The sequence below is a fragment of the Thiocapsa sp. genome, assembly GCF_022340925.1.
Lineage (GTDB): Bacteria > Pseudomonadota > Gammaproteobacteria > Chromatiales > Chromatiaceae > Thiocapsa.
The window spans coordinates 12,473-28,016 of sequence record NZ_JAJDNA010000049.1; the positions used below are offsets into that span (position 1 = coordinate 12,473).

The following is a 15,544-nucleotide window of genomic DNA, read 5'->3' on the forward strand; positions in this document are numbered from 1 at the left end:
CATCACAACTCGCGTGTGGCAAGGAAGCGCACGTCCGGCCAGCGTTCCTGGGCCAGGTCCAGGTTGACCCGCGTCGGGGCCAGGTAGACCAGTTGCTCGTCGCCATCCAGCGCAAGGTGCTCGTAGTTCTTCTCTTTGAATTGCTCGAGCCGCTTGGGGTCCTCACAGGCGATCCACCGCGCGGTCTTGACACTCACCGGCTCGACGATCGCCTCGACGCCGTACTCGTCCTGCAGCCGATAGGCCGCGACGTCGAACTGGAGAATCCCGACTGCGCCGAGGATGAGGTCGTTGTTCTTGAGCGGCCGAAACACCTGAGTCGCACCCTCCTCCGAGAGCTGAACCACTCCCTTCTGCAACGCCTTCATGCGCAGCGGATCCTTCAGCACCACACGGCGGAACAGCTCCGGGGCGAAATAGGGGATACCCTCGTACTTGAGGGACTCCCCCTCCGTGAAGGTATCCCCGATCTGGATGGTCCCATGGTTGTGCAGCCCGATGATGTCGCCCGGCCAGGCCTCTTCGACATGGCGTCGCTCGTCGGCCTGGAAGGTGATGGCGTTGGCGACCTGCACGGTCTTGCCAATGCGCACGTGGCGCATCTTCATGCCCTTCTTATAGCTGCCCGAGCAGACGCGAAGGAAGGCCACGCGGTCGCGATGTGACGGATCCATGTTCGCCTGAATCTTGAAGACGAATCCGGTGAACGACGCCTCGCGCGGATCGACCATCCGCTGCAGGGTCGGGCGCGGACGCGGCGGCGGTGCGTATTCGACGAAGGCATCGAGCAACTCGCGAACGCCGAAGTTGTTGATCGCCGAGCCGAAGAACACCGGGGTCTGTTGGCCGGCGAGATAGGCATCGAGATCGAGCGGATGGCTGGCACCCTGGACGAGCTCCATCTCGGCGCGCAGCTCATCGGCCTGGTCACCCAGAACGGCCCCCATGCGCGGGTTGTCGATGCCCTGGATGACCTCCCCTTCGGCGATGCGCCCCCCGTGCTGAGCACTGAAGAGGTGGGTCCGATCGAATCGCAGATCGTAGACGCCTTTGAAGCGCTTGCCCATGCCAATCGGCCAGGTGACCGGCGCGCACCGAATCTTCAGGACATCCTCGACCTCGTCGAGGAGCTCGATGGCGTCGCGGCCCTCGCGGTCGAGCTTATTGACAAAGGTGAGGATGGGGGTATCGCGCAGCCGGCACACGTCCATCAGCTTGATGGTGCGCTCCTCCACACCCTTCGCAACATCGATCACCATCAGCGCCGAGTCCACCGCGGTCAGGGTCCGATAGGTGTCCTCGGAGAAGTCTTGGTGACCCGGGGTATCCAGCAGATTGACGATGCTGTCGCCATAAGGAAACTGCATCACGGAGGAGGTCACGGAGATCCCGCGCTCCTTTTCCAGCTCCATCCAGTCCGAGGTGGCGTGACGGGCGGCCTTGCGGCCTTTGACGGTCCCGGCGAGCTGAATCGCGCCACCGAACAGCAGCAGCTTTTCGGTGAGGGTGGTCTTGCCCGCGTCCGGATGGGAGATGATGGCGAAGGTTCGGCGCCGCTGGAGTTGATCGTGAAGCTCGGTCATGGGTCGGGATAGTGGGTGCGCACTGTGGGCGGCTAAACACACCAGTATAGCCGTTCACTGTCCACCGATCAGCAGGCATCCTGTATCGGCGGGTATACTGCGCGGGTCGCTTCGGAATCCTGCCGCACGACGCCCACCGGTTGGTTGGCGGTCGAGCACGCACACCGGCCGCTCGAGCGGCTGGTTCCGCATCCGGCCGAACCGCGCAGCGGATCCACAAGCCAAGGGGTACGAGTGAGCGCAACGATTGATGCAGTGAGCACCGACCTGACATTCGCCCTCCGGGCCATGGTTGAGGAGGACATCGAGAGGGTCTGCGCGGTAGATCGCGCAGCCTACGAGCATCCTTGGACGGACGGCATCTTTCGGGACTGTCTGCGGGTCGGCTACGCCTGCTGGGTGGGTGAGATCGAGCGGACCGTCGTCGCGCACGCGGTCATGGCGGTTGCCGTGGGAGAGTGCCATATCCTCAACCTCTGCGTGCATCCGCACTGGCAGGCGCGGGGGCTCGGTCGGCGCCTGCTGCGACATCTACTCGCGCTTGCACGCGCCCGCAGCGCCGATACGGCTTTCCTGGAGGTGCGGGCTTCCAACGCCCGAGCCCGCGCGCTCTATGCATCCGAGGGCTTCTGCGAGATTGGCAACCGACGCGGTTATTACCCGGCCGGGAAAGGGCGGGAAGACGCGGTGGTCTTGGCGCGCGCCCTGTCGGCCCTGGCCGGAAGCGAGTCGCATGGCCCCTTCGATGCTTGAGTCGCCGTCCGTCTTTGACCCCGAGATCATTTCGAAGGGGACAGCCAGAGCGCCGCCGGGTCGTCGCCCGCTGCGCCTGCGCGGCACAGCGGCCCGCCCTGCGGGCCGAGATCTCGGACGGCGGTCGAGACTGCGTCCGACGGGCCGGCGAAATGACCCTGATCATGCCGACGTCGATTCCGGCAACATGCCCCCGAAACGGCCGCCAATCCCCGGTCGTTTCGGGCTATAGTTGACGCCGTTTCTCGGCTCCCGCCTCGCTTTGGGCCGCGCTTGACGCCGAGTCGGAGTACAGCACAGCCCAGCCGCGTTGCCGGCCTTCCCCACCCACCATCGCGAGACAGCTCGATGTCGCAACAGCACATGGTAACCCTCGACGGCAACGAGGCCACGGCCTATGTCGCCCATCTGACCAACGAGGTCATCGCCATCTACCCCATCACGCCGTCCTCCAACATGGGCGAGTGGGCCGACGAATGGTCGTCCCTGGGGATTGCGAACCTTTGGGGCACGGTCCCCGATGTCGTCGAGATGCAGAGCGAGGCCGGCGCGGCCGGCGCGATCCACGGCGCCCTGCAAGCCGGCTCGCTGGCCACCACCTTCACGGCCTCGCAGGGCCTGCTGTTGATGATCCCGAATATGTACAAGATCGCCGGCGAGCTCAGCCCGACCGTCTTTCACGTCTCGGCGCGGTCACTCGCGGCGCAGGCCCTGTCGATCTTCGGCGACCATTCGGATGTCATGGCCTGCCGCGCGACCGGCTATGCCATGCTCTGCTCGGCCTCGGTGCAGGAGGCCATGGATTTTGCGCTCATCGCGCAGGCCGCGACTCTCGAGTGCCGGGTCCCCTTCCTGCATTTCTTCGACGGATTCCGCACCTCGCACGAGGTCGCCAAGATCGAGAAGCTCTCGCACGAGACGGTGCGCGCCATGATCGACGAAGAGTTGATCACGGCCTTCCGCGCGCGCGCGCTGAATCCGGACCGACCGGTCGTCCGAGGGACCTCGCAGAACCCGGACGTCTATTTCCAGGGTCGCGAGACGGTGAACCCTTTCTATGCCGCCGTGCCCGGCATCGTCCAGCATGCCATCGATCGATTCGGCCAGCTCACGGGGCGTCGCTACGGACTCTTTGAATATGTCGGCGCACCCGACGCCGAGCGTGTGATCCTGTTGATGGGCTCGGGCATCGGCGCCGCGCAGGAGACGGTCGAGCACCTGGTCGAACACGGGGAGAAGGTCGGCCTGATCAAGGTGCGGCTGTATCGCCCCTTCGATTCCGGCGCCCTGCTGAGCGCGATTCCGGTCACCGCAAACCGGCTTGCGGTGCTCGACCGCAGCAAGGAGCCGGGGGCAGACGGCGAGCCCCTGTACAAGGATGTCATCACGGCGCTGGCCCAGGCCCTCTCGCAAGGTTGCCTCGCCGCGATGCCCCGGGTGGTCGGCGGACGCTATGGACTTTCATCCAAGGAATTCACTCCTGCGATGGTCAAGGGCATCTTCGACGAGCTGGCGAGGCCCGAGCCGAGACATCCGTTCACGGTCGGGATCATCGACGACGTGACCCACACCAGTCTGAACTGGGACCCGGACTTCAAGCCGGCGGCCACGGCAGGGGTGACCGCCTGCGTCTTCTTCGGTCTGGGCTCGGACGGCACCGTCTCGGCCAACAAGAACTCGATCAAGATCATCAGCGAGGAGACGACCAACTACGGCCAGGGCTACTTCCAGTACGACTCCAAGAAGGCCGGGGCCGTCACCATCAGTCATCTGCGCTTCGGACCCAGGCCGATCAACAGCACTTACCTGATCGGCGCAAGCGAGGCCAGCTTCGTCGCCTGTCATCAACCGACCTTCGTCACCCGCTACGACATGCTGGACCATGCGCGTCGGGGCGCCGTGTTCCTCCTCAACTCCCCGACCCCACCTGATCGCGTGTGGGACGATCTGCCTCGCTCGATGCAGCAGGCCATCATCGACAAGGGGCTCACCTTCTATGTGATCGATGCCTACGGGATCGCCGGCCGAACCGGCATGGGTCGGCGCATCAACACCATCATGCAGACCTGCTTCTTCGCCATCTCGGGGATCCTGCCCAAGGACGAGGCGATCGCCCAGATCAAGGAGGCGGTCAAGAAGACGTATGGGAAAAAGGGTCAGAGTCTGCTGGATCGCAACTATCGTGCGATCGATGCCGCCCTCGCCGGTCTGCATCAGGTGAGCGTCCCGGAACAGGTCACCAGCGGCTTCGAGCGCCCGCCTGCGGTGCCGAGCACGGCCCCCGACTTCGTGCGCCGCGTGACCGCCCCCCTGATCGCCGGGAAAGGGGACAGTCTCCCCGTCAGTCTGATGCCGGCGGACGGCACCTGGCCGACCGGGACCACCCGCTTCGAGAAACGCAACATCGCCCTCCAGCTTCCGAAATGGGAGGACGACCTCTGCACCCACTGCGGCAAGTGCCCTCTGGTCTGCCCCCATGCCGCGATCCGTGCCAAGGTCTATCCGGCGACACTGGCCGACGCGGCACCGGCGAGCTTTCAGCATGTCCAGATCAAGGGGAAGGACTTCCCCCCGGACCATCACATCACCTACCAGGTCGCCCCGGACGACTGCACCGGCTGCGGCCTCTGTGTCGAGGTCTGCCCCATCCGTGATCGCAAGAACCCCGATCGCAAGGCCCTGAACATGGTCCCGGCCGAGACCACCCATGCGGCCGAGCAGGCCAACTGGGACTTTTTCCTGAGCTTGCCGGAATACGACCGCAGCCGACTGGACGGCAGCAAGATCAAGCACGCCATGATGCTGGAGCCGCTGTTCGAGTTCTCCGGGGCCTGCGTGGGTTGCGGGGAGACCCCCTATATCAAGCTCGCCTCTCAATTGTTCGGCGACCGCATGCTGATCGCCAATGCCACAGGCTGCTCCTCGATCTACGGGGGGAACCTGCCGACGACGCCTTACACGACCAATGCCGACGGCCGCGGACCGGCCTGGAACAACTCGCTGTTCGAGGACAATGCCGAGTTTGGTCTGGGGCTGCGTCTGGCGATCGACAAGCAGACAGTCCATGCCCGCGAGCTGGTCCGGCGACTCGCGCCGCGGATCGGTGAGGATCTCGTCGAGGGCCTGTTGACGGCCGACCAGTCGGAAGAGGCCGGGATCTTCGCGCAGCGCGAGCGCGTCGCCGCCTTGAAGGACAAACTCAAGGGCCTCGAGGGACTGGAGGCACACATCTTGACGGGGATCTGCGACCAACTGGTCAAGCGCAGCGTCTGGATCATCGGCGGCGACGGCTGGGCCTACGACATCGGCTATGGCGGGGTCGACCACGTGCTCGCCAGCGGCCGCAACGTCAACCTCCTGATCCTGGACACCGAGGTCTATTCCAACACCGGCGGCCAGACGTCGAAGGCGACGCCGATGGGCGCGGTCGCCAAGTTCTCCGCGGCCGGAAAGCCGACCTTCAAGAAGGATCTGGCCATGATGGCGATGGCCTACGAGAACGTCTACGTCGCCCAGGTCGCCTTCGGCGCGAAGGACGTGCAGACCGTGCGGGCCTTCCTGGAGGCGGAGTCTTACGACGGCCCCTCGGTGCTGATCTGTTACTCGCCCTGTATCGCCCACGGGGTCGACCTGTCCAAGAACCTGCGCCAGCAGGACATGGCGGTCAACTCGGGGCATTGGGCGCTGTTCCGCTACGACCCGCGCCGGCTCGCGCAAGGCGAGAACCCGTTGCATATCGACTCGAAGCCGCCCAGCATTCCCTACCGCGACTTCGTCTCGTCGGAGACCCGCTTCAGCGTCTTGACCCGCACCCATCCGGACGCGGCGGAGCGCTACCTGCAGCTCGCCCAGAAACACGTCCAGACCCGCTTCACGCTCTACGAGCAGCTCGCGCATCTCGCAGTGCAGAAGGCGCCCGGCGCGGCCTCGAAAGACACCGGGGGCAAAGACCAGTCATCCTTGTCGGAGTAATCGCTATGGACCTGACGACGCATTATCTGGGGCTGGAGATCAGGAACCCGCTGGTCCCCTCGGCCTCGCCGCTGTCGAAAAGTGTCGCCATCGCGCGGGAGCTTGAGGACAACGGCGCGGCGGCCATCATCATGTGGTCGCTGTTCGAGGAGGCCGTGACCGCCGAGTCCGAGACGATGGTGCGCTTTCTGCACCATCAGGAGATCGGCTTCGCCGAGGCCGGTGATGGCTTCCTGCCCGCTCATCAGGACTTCGCAGGGGCACTCGAGCGCTATCTGGAGAACATCCGCCAGCTCAAGGAGGCGCTGGACATCCCGGTCATCGCCAGCCTCAACGGGGTGACCACCAGCGGCTGGATCAAGCACGCGACCGAGTTGCAGCAGGCCGGTGCCGACGCCTTGGAGCTGAACGTCTACTATGTCGCCGGCGATGTCACCCAGACCGGCCTCCAGGTGGAGGAGCGTTATCTGGATCTCCTGCGCGAGCTGCGCGGTCATGTCCAGATCCCGATCAATATGAAGCTTTCCTCCAGCTTCAGCTCGATCGGCAACCTCGTCGGCCAGGTCGCCGCGGCCGGAGCCAACGGCGTTGCGCTCTTCAACCGCTTCTACCAACCCGACATCAATATCGACAGCCTGCGCCTGCAAGCAAGCCTGTATCCATCGACCTCGGCCGAGGCGCTGCTCGCGATGCGTTGGATCGCGATCCTCTACGGGCGTTTCGAGGGACTTTCATTGGGCGCGACCGGAGGCGTACACACCGCGGCCGATGCCGTCAAGCTCCTGCTCGCAGGCGCGGACGTCGTCCATCTCTGCAGCGTTCTGCTTGGCAAAGGACCAGCCTATACGGCGCAGATCCTGAGTGGCATCCAGGCGTGGATGGAGGAGCAGGGATTCGAGTCGGTGGAGGATTTCAGGGGACGCGTCAGCGCGCTCTCGGTTCCCAATCCCGCCGAGCTCGAGCGGGCAAATTACGTCAATATCCTGGACAGCTACAGCTCCCCTCCCGGCGTGATGCGGTGAGCTGAGAGGCGTGTCCTGCGCGAGCGCCTCTCCGCCCCGACTACATCGAGGGATAATCCGCGATCCCCGGATTCCCCGCGACGTTCTTGAGCTTGGGCGTGTTCAGCCTCTCGAGCTTGACGGTCTTGATGTCGCGCAGATAGGTGGCAACCGTCTCCCAAATCGGCTCGCCGGGCGACTGGCTGCCAACGGTCGCCCAGCCGGCGACCACATAGGTCTTGTCGGGCTCGATCTTGGTGCCGTCGTCCAGCGCCATGTCCAGGATTCGCTCGCCCATCGCGGCAGTCGGATCGCAGACGTAATCCAGGCCGCCCACGCGCACCATGTCTCCACCCTGCTGCACATAGGGATCCGGGTTGAAGAGGTTGTCGCAGACGTCTTCGAGGATCAGCTTCAGGTCTGCACCCGACATCTCTCGCCGATAGGTCTCAGGGTAGGTGATGCAGGTCTGATCCATGACGTTGTCCATGGTGATCTTCTGACCCGGCAGGACCGTCGTGCCCCAGCGGAAACCCGGCGAGAGGCTGATCTGGGCGTCATTGACCTTGCGCAGCGCGTCACAGATCACCTGATCGAAGGTGCCGTTGAAGTTGCCGCGGCGGAACAGGGTCTCCTCCGCGGTTGCCAGCTCCTCTCGCAGCTGGGTCTGGTACGGGGCGCGGACACCCGTGATGTATTCGACCATGGCCGGATCGGGGGCCAGCAGGTTGGAGAAGACCGGCAGCAGGCGATAGCGGTAGTCCCGAAGCTTGCCGTCCCGCACGTCCAGATCCATGACCCCCAGGAATTTCCCGTTCGAGCCCGCATTGGTCACCAGCGTCTGACCGCCCGCGTTCTCCACGACGCTCGGGGCCGGCATGCCGTCATGGGTGTGACCGCCGAAGATGACGTCCACCCCGGTCACCCGCGACGCCATCTTGAGATCCACATCCATGCCGTTGTGCGACAGGACGACCACCAGATCCGGCTTCTCGTCTTCACGGACCTTGTCGACCATTTCCTGCATCCGGCCATCCTCGATCCCGAAGGTCCAGTCCGGGATGAAACGTTGCGGGTTGGCGATCGGCGTGTATGGAAACGCCTGACCGATCACGGCGACCTTGACCCCGCCGACCTCCTTGACGGTGTACGGCGTGAAGGCCAGCCCCAGATCCTCGTCGAACCCGGCGAAGTCTGCGAAGCGGTAGTCGAACAAGGCCTCCTCGCGCACCTTGACGTTCTGTGCCACGAAATCGCCCTTGAATTCTTCGATGTTCCTGATGACCTCCTCGTCCAGGTAGGTGAACTCCCAGTGGCCGGTCATGACATCGACACCCAGGAGATTGCAGGCGCCCACCATGTCACGGCCACGGGTCCAATACGCGGTGCCCGAGCCCTGCCAGGTGTCGCCGCCGTCGAGGAGCAGGCTGTTTCCGTCGCCGCGCTCGGACCGGATGCGGCTCACCAGGGTCCTGAGATGCGCGAAGCCGCCGACGGCGCCGAACTGCTCGGCGCCGGCGTCGAAGTCGAGAAAGGTGAAGGCGTGGGCCTCGATGCCGCCCGGATCGATCCCGAAGTGTCTCAGGAACGCCTCGCCGACGACATGCGGGGGCTTCCCGACGGCCGGCCCGATGCCGATGTTGACGTTCGGCTCGCGAAAATAGATCGGGTTCAACTGCGCATGGGTATCCGTGATGTGTAACAGCGTCACGTTGCCGAACTTGGGAACCTCGTAAAGGTCCCCGGGCATGCGCTTGGCGGCAAAGACCGACGAGGGCAGCATCCCGGCAGCACCGGCCATCCCCATGAGTCGAATGAACTCGCGTCTTGACAGAGACATAGGCGTCATCATCCTCCAGGTCGTATGTGGCGGAGCGCGGCCGCCGGGATCGACCGCGTGGTTAAACCAGACTAGTATGCACGGCAACCGGACCCGTGCGCCATGGCCCGGGCCACGCCAATCACCGCTATCCCACGGATCCTGCTCAGCGGCGCGCCGCCACGAGGGTCGGACGTTCTGCGGTTAACGTGCTAGGATTCGGCGATAAAATGATAAGCGGCGTCGCGAAAATCGAACGCGTACCCGCCGAAGGGCGACGCGGAGCTCAGACCAAGAACCGAGGGGGGTCCGGAGCAACTCCGGAGCCAAGATCCCTTTAAGCCGAGACCTCAGGAGGCTAGAACATGTTGTCCCCACACCCCGTCCGGGCGAGCGCACTCGCCCTCGGCTTGGGTCTGTCGACCCTCGCCGCCATCGCTGCCGACATGCCCCAGCTGGACTTCAATGGAGATGCCGCCGCCGGCAAGGCCATTGTCAACGACCGCGGCAAGGGGAATTGCGTAGCGTGCCATCTGATCGTCGGCGCGGAGAGCCCCGGAGCGATCGGTCCGGCGCTGGTCACGATGCAGACCCGCTACCCGAGCAAGGAGGCACTGGCCCGCCAGATCTGGGACGCCACAGTCAAGGCGCCCGAGGCCGCGATGCCCCCCTTCGGCAAGCACGAGATCCTGACAAACCAAGAGCTCATCGACGTCGTCGAATACATCTGGTCACTCTGAGCGGCCACCGGAGGCAAACAACAATGCAGACGTTTATCCTTTCGCTGACGACCGTCGGTTTGGCCTGCGTGCTCAGCGTCCCCGCCTTCGCCTCCACACCGGAAGAAGACAAGGCGACCTTCCAGAGATACTTCCAGGAACGCTTCCCGACCGTGGAGCGACAGGACTTCGGTAACGGCATGTACGCCATCGACGCCGTGGCCCGCGAGAACTGGGAGGCCATCGAGGAGTTCCCCCCGTACGAGCCTGCGCTCAGCAGCGGGGAGGCGATGTGGAATACCCCCTTTGCCAACGGCAAGACCTACGCGGACTGCTTCCCGAACGGGCCGGCCCTCGTGGCCGAGTATCCGCGCTGGGACAGGGAGCGTAGCATGGTCGTGACGCTCCCCCTCGCGATCAATGAGTGTCTGGAGGCCAACGGCGAGAAGCCCCTGGCTTATGGCAAGGGCCCGATGGCGGACATCACCGCGTACATGGCCTACGAGTCACGTGGGCAGGTGAGGAACGTCGAGATCCCCGCGGACGATCCGAAGGCGCTCGAGGCCTACGAGAAAGGAAAGGAGTTCTACTTCGCGCGCCGCGGGCAGTTCAATTTCTCTTGCAGCCACTGCCACATGGGCAATTCCGGTACGACACTGCGCACCGAGGTGCTGAGTCCGGCCATGGGGCACACGACCCACTGGCCGGTCTACCGCTCGAAGTGGGGCGAGATGGGCACCCTGCACCGCCGTTATAAAGGCTGCAACGAGCAGGTCCGGGCCAAGGCCTTCCCGCTCCAAGGCGAGGAGTATCGCAACCTCGAGTATTTCATGGCGTTTATGGACAGCGGCCTGGAGATCAACGGGCCGGGGGCACGCAAATAACGCGGATCTTCCAAGGTCCGGGATGGGCGGGGCGCGGTCGAGCCGCGCCCCGCCGTGGCGAAGGCACGAGAGGAGTTGCCACGAGATGATGATCCAAGAACGATTCAGAGGGCTGCTGACCGCCCTCCTGTTGGTCACCCTGCCCGCAACCAATGCCTGGGCGACGCATAGATCGGAGGCCGAGAAGGCCATCCAGGACGCAAAGGAGGCGCACGCACTTGCCGAATCGGCCGGCGTGGCCTCTCCGGAGACCGCCGAGATGATCCAGAAAGCGGAGGGGCTGATGCCCTCACGCCAATTCACGAAGGCCCAGGAAACCGCCATGAATGCGATGAAGCAGGATCTATTCGCCTTCGAGCAATCCAAAGGCGGACAGGTCGACCAAACCAAGGACGCGGCTGCACAAGAGGCGATCGGCGCCGCCGAAGCGGCCCGTAAGAAGGCCGCATCGGTCAACGGGGAGTGGCGTGACACGGCTCAGTTCATCAAGGAGGCGGAGGACCTGGCCAAGTCCGGAGACTTCGACGCCGCGATCGCCCTTGCCGACAAGGCACGGCGCCAGGGAGAGATGGGGTATGAGCAGGCCCTCCGGGAGCGGGGCGCCACCTTCCCGAGCTATGTGACGAAGCAGAAGTGAGGGGTGACCGGACGACGCCTGATCATCACGCGTTGGCCAACCCTGACCGCCTGGCTAAAGGAGACCGAAGATGCTGACCAAGAAGACCGCTCATCCACTGCTTGCCGCCCTCGCCTGCCTGGTCCCGACACTGGCCCCGCTTGCCGCCGACAACAAGATCACCCCCATGCTGGATTCCGTGGACGTCATCCACAACGGGCAGACCGTGACCATTCAACGCGGTCACGATCGAAACGCCACCCTCCCGGAGATGTTCCAGAAGACCGAGCGCGGCTGTCCGCCCTTCTGCGTTCAGCCGATGGTCGCGGTTCCCGGGGTCGACACCATCGGGGAGCTGGAGGTCCTCAGCTATCTCAGCCGGATCGCCCAGGGGGATTCGACCATCCTGATTATCGACTCGCGCACCCCGGACTGGGTGATGCGCGGAACCATTCCGGGGTCGGTCAACGTCCCCTGGACCAAGATCAGCCGCGAAGCCGGGGGCACCTTCGAGATGCCCTCCGAGGCCGACTCCTTCGAGCACATCGTGGCCGACGAGTTCGGAGCGACACATGACAAGGAGCGTGGTACATGGGACTTCAGTCAAGCCAAGACCCTGGTGTTGTTCTGCAACGGGATCTGGTGCGGTCAGTCCACCGCCAACCTCAAGAGCCTGGTCAAGATCGGCTACCCGGTGCACAAGCTCAAGTGGTACCGCGGCGGGATGCAGGATTGGGTGAGCGTGGGCCTGACCACGGTACAGCCCTGAATCCGGTTGACCGTCGAGCCATCTCGGTCGCGCCCCGACTGAACCGAGCAGGCACCCCGGGGCGCCTCGCTCATGAATCGAGTCGGGGTAACGGCCGCGTCGAAACCGCTGTAGACTGGGGCCGCTTGCGTGGGTGGCGGAACTGGTAGACGCGCTGGATTTAGGTTCCAGTGGAGCAATCCGTGGGGGTTCGAGTCCCCCCCTACGCACCATCGACGATCGCTCGCATGACAACTAACGTTTGGTCCTTTCGGGGTCTCTCGCTGCTTCAGCTGATCCTGATCGGATTTGCCGTGGTCAGCCTGCCAGTCGCCTTTGCACTTGCCACGGCATGGGTCTCGGTCGATTACCTCGCATCCAAAGGTCAGCAGGCGGTCGTCAACGCCGTCCTTGCAACGCAAGTCAGTCGCAATCTGGTTGAGGACATCACAAACATCGAACGCCAGGCACGTCAGTATGACGTCCTTGGCGACCCTAAGCTACACGAGTCGTATGCGCTTCAGCGGGACAGCTTCCTGGATAGCCTCGCCCGTATGCAGCGTTTGGCCATGGGCCTGACCGTCGGGGAGCAGCTGCATCGGCTCGAGAGCGAGGCAAAGGTCACGTTCGCGGTCCTGGCGACCGAGCAGCCGGGCTCTGAGGCGGCGCAAGCCGCACTGGATGCGTTCCCGCGTCTCGGCGCCCTCGCGCGCAGTGTCTTTCAGGACAACATCCGGGTCGTGGCAAGGGAGGTCGATGCGATGCAGCGCGAGGCATCAGCGACCCGGCAGAGACTCTTTTGGCGGGCGTCCGCCTCCGTTCCAGCCGCTTTGGTGCTGGTCCTCATCTTCGCGCTCCTGATTGCAAGACCTGTGCGGCAACTCGACCAAGCCATACGTTCACTGGGCTCCGGCAGCTTCGATCGGCCGATTCAGGTGTCTGGCCCGCATGATCTGGCCGATCTTGGTCGACGCCTGAACTGGCTGCGGGTTCGTTTGATCGAGCTCGAGGAGCAGAGGACCTTTTTTTTGCACCATGTCTCACATGAGCTGAAGACCCCGCTGACCAACATCGTCGAAGGTGCGGAGCTTCTGTCGGAGGAGATCGTCGGCGCGCTCAACGGCCAGCAGCAGGAGATCGCGGATATCGTTCATGTCAACGGCATGCAACTGCAGCAGTTGATCGAAAATCTGCTCAGGGTCAGTTTCGCTGGGAGCGCTGCCCCGGTTGTCGATTCACGTCGGATTGAGCTCGCACCCCTGATTCGGAGACTCGCGGATCGCCACAAGCTGTCCGCCCGCGCCAAGGGAGTTGTCCTGAAGCTCTCACTCAACAGTGAGACCCTGTGGTCTGATTTGGAAAGGCTCAGCACGATTCTGGATAATTTGTTGTCAAACGCAATCAAGTTCACTGCGCCTCAGACTGTCGTCCGGGTCGTGACCCGTCGCCTCGGGAACACTGTCTGCATCGAAGTCCGGGACGCGGGTGACGGCATTCGCCCGGAGGATCGAGAGGCCGTTTTCGACCGTTTCTACCAGGGTGCTTCGCGGGGAAGGGGCCGCGTCCGAGGGAGCGGCCTCGGCCTGTTCATCGCTCATGAATATGCCGGCGCGCTCGGGGGGCAGTTGAAGGTCGTCAATTCGGACACGGGTGCCTGCCTTCAGCTCTGCTTACCACGAACCAACACTCCCCTAGCGACCGATCAGTCCACCGTGGAGAGCTCGACCCAGGATCTATGTCCGCATCAAACCGCATGAACAGCCGTTGGCGCTCCTTGATCAACCTGGGGATGACCGCGGCAGTGCTGGTGCTCCTCTCGAGCTGCATGCAGACCGCCCCTGCTCGAGAGTCCTCCGCGCCATCGCCAGAACAGATTGATCTCGGCCGTCTCCTCGAGGAGGTCGCTGCTCTCCAACAGACCGAGGCCGAGACGCTACGGGAGGCCTCGGCGGGCGTGGACTACGATGATCCGTCGGAGCTGATGGGCTGGGCACTGGTCATGTCGACGCTTGGAAAGCCCGCCGATAAGGTGCGGGCGACAGAGCTGTTGACGGCCTATCTAGATCACCCGGGTCAAGCACCAGGGTCGATCATGCTTGCGACCTTGCTGCTCGAGCGCTTGCAGAGCGAGCTCATGCTGAAGCGGGAGCTCGGCGAAGCGATTCGCCAACGCGATCAGCGCGACAGACAGGCACTTCACGCGAGCACACCGAAACGGGATGCGGTCGCAACGCCGGATGAGCCGCGCAATGAGTCCGAGACCCGGACACTGACCGATGCCATTCGCGAACGCGATGAGGCCGCGGCACAGTTGGAGGAGGTCAATGAGATCAAGACCCGCACCCTTGTGAAGACCATCCGTGAACGCAATCAGGTCGCCGAACAGCTGGAAAAGCTCAAAGCGATCGAGCAACAGATGAGCGACCGCCCCCGCACCCCAGATATTGAACTGCCGCGGTAACTACAAGTGACTAATCAATCCAAGATTTTGTTAGTAGATGACGACGAGAGTCTGCGCAGACTCCTGTCCATACGCCTGAAGGCAGCCGGTTACGAGGTCAAGGCGGTCGCCTCGGGCGAGGCGGCGCTGGCGGTGCTTCCGAATTTCAAGCCACGGCTCGTCGTCAGCGATCTTCGAATGGACGGCCTGGACGGTCTCGCGCTGTTCGACTCGGTACAACAGGGTTATCCGGGGCTGCCCGTGATCATCCTTACGGCTCACGGCAGCATTCCGGACGCCGTGAGCGCCACGCAACGCGGTGTCTTCGGATATCTCACCAAGCCCTTCGATGCACTGGAGCTATTGACCGTCATCGAGCGCGCAGAGCGCCTTGGCGCCGGCGGAGAGGATCCGTCGTCCCGGACCGAGGATTGGCGGGGCGACATCATCACGCGCAGCGCGGCGATGGAAGAAGCCCTGCGACAGGCCTACCTGGCGGCTGGCACCGACACGAACATCCTGATCCAGAGTGAGAGTGGCACGGGAAAGGAGTTGTTGGCGCGGGCCATCCATCGGGCCAGCCAACGGTCCGAACGGCCCTTCGTGGCGATCAACTGCAGCTCGATCCCAGAGACTCTGTTGGAGTCGGAGCTGTTCGGCCACAGCAAAGGTTCCTTCACCGGCGCCGGACAGAGCCGAAAAGGGCTCTTCGAGGAGGCCGACAAAGGCACCTTGTTCCTAGACGAGGTCGGGGACATGCCCCTCGCGTTCCAGGCGAAGCTCCTACGGGCATTGCAGGAAGGAGAAGTGCGCCCAGTCGGCTCGAATCGCACACTCCCCGTTGACGTGCGGATCATCTCCGCCACTCATCGCGACCTGGATCAGGCCATGGCCGATGAGCAGTTTCGCGCCGATCTCTATTACCGTCTCAACGTGGTTCGGCTGGACTTGCCGCCCCTGCGGGAGCGACGGGAGGATGTCGCCCTGCTGGCGGGTCGGTTCCTCGCCC

The 15,544-nt window shown here is 63.9% G+C and carries 12 protein-coding genes and 1 tRNA gene; 11 read left to right on the plus strand and 2 right to left on the minus strand.

Annotated features, from left to right (window positions below):
- Positions 1 to 2 precede the first annotated feature (2 nt).
- Positions 3 to 1,583: a peptide chain release factor 3 gene (locus LJE61_RS06795; RefSeq protein ID WP_296909383.1), complete on the minus strand. Its 1,581-nt coding sequence runs from the start codon at positions 1,581 to 1,583 to the stop codon at positions 3 to 5.
- Positions 1,584 to 1,871: 288 nt separating this feature from the next.
- On the opposite strand from LJE61_RS06795, the gene rimI reads away from it, so the two are divergent.
- From rimI to LJE61_RS06810, 3 genes are all read left to right on the plus strand, one after another.
- Positions 1,872 to 2,336: a ribosomal protein S18-alanine N-acetyltransferase gene (gene rimI, locus LJE61_RS06800; protein WP_296909393.1), complete on the plus strand. Its 465-nt coding sequence runs from the start codon at positions 1,872 to 1,874 to the stop codon at positions 2,334 to 2,336.
- Positions 2,337 to 2,684: 348 nt separating this feature from the next.
- On the plus strand, positions 2,685 to 6,308 hold the full coding sequence (gene nifJ / locus LJE61_RS06805) for a pyruvate:ferredoxin (flavodoxin) oxidoreductase (protein ID WP_296909384.1): 3,624 nt from the start codon (positions 2,685 to 2,687) through the stop codon (positions 6,306 to 6,308).
- A gap of 5 nt (positions 6,309 to 6,313) precedes the next feature.
- Complete coding sequence (locus tag LJE61_RS06810) at positions 6,314 to 7,330, plus strand: dihydroorotate dehydrogenase-like protein (RefSeq protein WP_296909385.1); 1,017 nt, start codon at positions 6,314 to 6,316, stop codon at positions 7,328 to 7,330.
- A 40-nt stretch (positions 7,331 to 7,370) separates the two neighbouring features.
- Here LJE61_RS06810 and soxB read toward each other — a convergent pair whose 3' ends face one another.
- Positions 7,371 to 9,149: a thiosulfohydrolase SoxB gene (soxB, locus tag LJE61_RS06815; protein ID WP_296909386.1), complete on the minus strand. Its 1,779-nt coding sequence runs from the start codon at positions 9,147 to 9,149 to the stop codon at positions 7,371 to 7,373.
- A 344-nt stretch (positions 9,150 to 9,493) separates the two neighbouring features.
- Here soxB and soxX point away from each other — a divergent pair, with 344 nt between their 5' ends.
- The 8 genes from soxX to LJE61_RS06855 form a co-directional block, all read left to right on the plus strand.
- Positions 9,494 to 9,868, plus strand: a complete 375-nt coding sequence (gene soxX, locus LJE61_RS06820) for a sulfur oxidation c-type cytochrome SoxX (protein ID WP_296917821.1) — start codon at positions 9,494 to 9,496, stop codon at positions 9,866 to 9,868.
- A 23-nt stretch (positions 9,869 to 9,891) separates the two neighbouring features.
- Complete coding sequence (gene soxA / locus LJE61_RS06825; protein ID WP_296909388.1) at positions 9,892 to 10,731, plus strand: sulfur oxidation c-type cytochrome SoxA; 840 nt, start codon at positions 9,892 to 9,894, stop codon at positions 10,729 to 10,731.
- 85 nt (positions 10,732 to 10,816) lie between these two features.
- Positions 10,817 to 11,368 carry a hypothetical protein gene (locus LJE61_RS06830; RefSeq protein ID WP_296917824.1) on the plus strand — a complete coding sequence of 184 codons (552 nt, stop codon included), beginning with the start codon at positions 10,817 to 10,819 and terminating at the stop codon, positions 11,366 to 11,368.
- A gap of 70 nt (positions 11,369 to 11,438) precedes the next feature.
- A complete protein-coding gene (locus LJE61_RS06835) occupies positions 11,439 to 12,116 on the plus strand; it encodes a rhodanese-like domain-containing protein (RefSeq protein ID WP_296909390.1) in 678 nt (225 codons plus the stop codon).
- A 127-nt stretch (positions 12,117 to 12,243) separates the two neighbouring features.
- Positions 12,244 to 12,328 (plus strand) — tRNA-Leu (locus LJE61_RS06840).
- Between the two features lie 15 nt (positions 12,329 to 12,343).
- Positions 12,344 to 13,852: a sensor histidine kinase gene (locus LJE61_RS06845; protein WP_296909391.1), complete on the plus strand. Its 1,509-nt coding sequence runs from the start codon at positions 12,344 to 12,346 to the stop codon at positions 13,850 to 13,852.
- The gene (locus LJE61_RS06850; RefSeq protein ID WP_296917826.1) at positions 13,831 to 14,556 is read left to right on the plus strand and encodes a hypothetical protein; all 726 of its coding nucleotides are present in this window, start codon (positions 13,831 to 13,833) and stop codon (positions 14,554 to 14,556) included. The genes LJE61_RS06845 and LJE61_RS06850 overlap by 22 nt, the downstream gene beginning before the upstream one ends.
- Positions 14,557 to 14,562: 6 nt before the next feature.
- On the plus strand, positions 14,563 to 15,544 hold a 982-nt coding region (locus LJE61_RS06855; protein WP_296917827.1), incomplete at its 3' end, for a sigma-54-dependent transcriptional regulator.

Excerpts from the sequence above, each read along its gene's own strand:
- LJE61_RS06850 (WP_296917826.1), top strand. The coding sequence starts at position 13,831 with ATGTCCGCATCAAACCGCATGAACAGCCGTTGGCGCTCCTTGATCAAC.
- soxA (WP_296909388.1), top strand. The coding sequence starts at position 9,892 with ATGCAGACGTTTATCCTTTCGCTGACGACCGTCGGTTTGGCCTGCGTG.
- nifJ (WP_296909384.1), top strand. The coding sequence starts at position 2,685 with ATGTCGCAACAGCACATGGTAACCCTCGACGGCAACGAGGCCACGGCC.
- LJE61_RS06835 (WP_296909390.1), top strand. The coding sequence starts at position 11,439 with ATGCTGACCAAGAAGACCGCTCATCCACTGCTTGCCGCCCTCGCCTGC.
- LJE61_RS06830 (WP_296917824.1), top strand. The coding sequence starts at position 10,817 with ATGATGATCCAAGAACGATTCAGAGGGCTGCTGACCGCCCTCCTGTTG.
- LJE61_RS06845 (WP_296909391.1), top strand. The coding sequence starts at position 12,344 with ATGACAACTAACGTTTGGTCCTTTCGGGGTCTCTCGCTGCTTCAGCTG.
- rimI (WP_296909393.1), top strand. The coding sequence starts at position 1,872 with ATGGTTGAGGAGGACATCGAGAGGGTCTGCGCGGTAGATCGCGCAGCC.
- LJE61_RS06810 (WP_296909385.1), top strand. The coding sequence starts at position 6,314 with ATGGACCTGACGACGCATTATCTGGGGCTGGAGATCAGGAACCCGCTG.
- soxB (WP_296909386.1), bottom strand. The coding sequence starts at position 9,149 with ATGTCTCTGTCAAGACGCGAGTTCATTCGACTCATGGGGATGGCCGGT.
- LJE61_RS06795 (WP_296909383.1), bottom strand. The coding sequence starts at position 1,583 with ATGACCGAGCTTCACGATCAACTCCAGCGGCGCCGAACCTTCGCCATC.
- soxX (WP_296917821.1), top strand. The coding sequence starts at position 9,494 with ATGTTGTCCCCACACCCCGTCCGGGCGAGCGCACTCGCCCTCGGCTTG.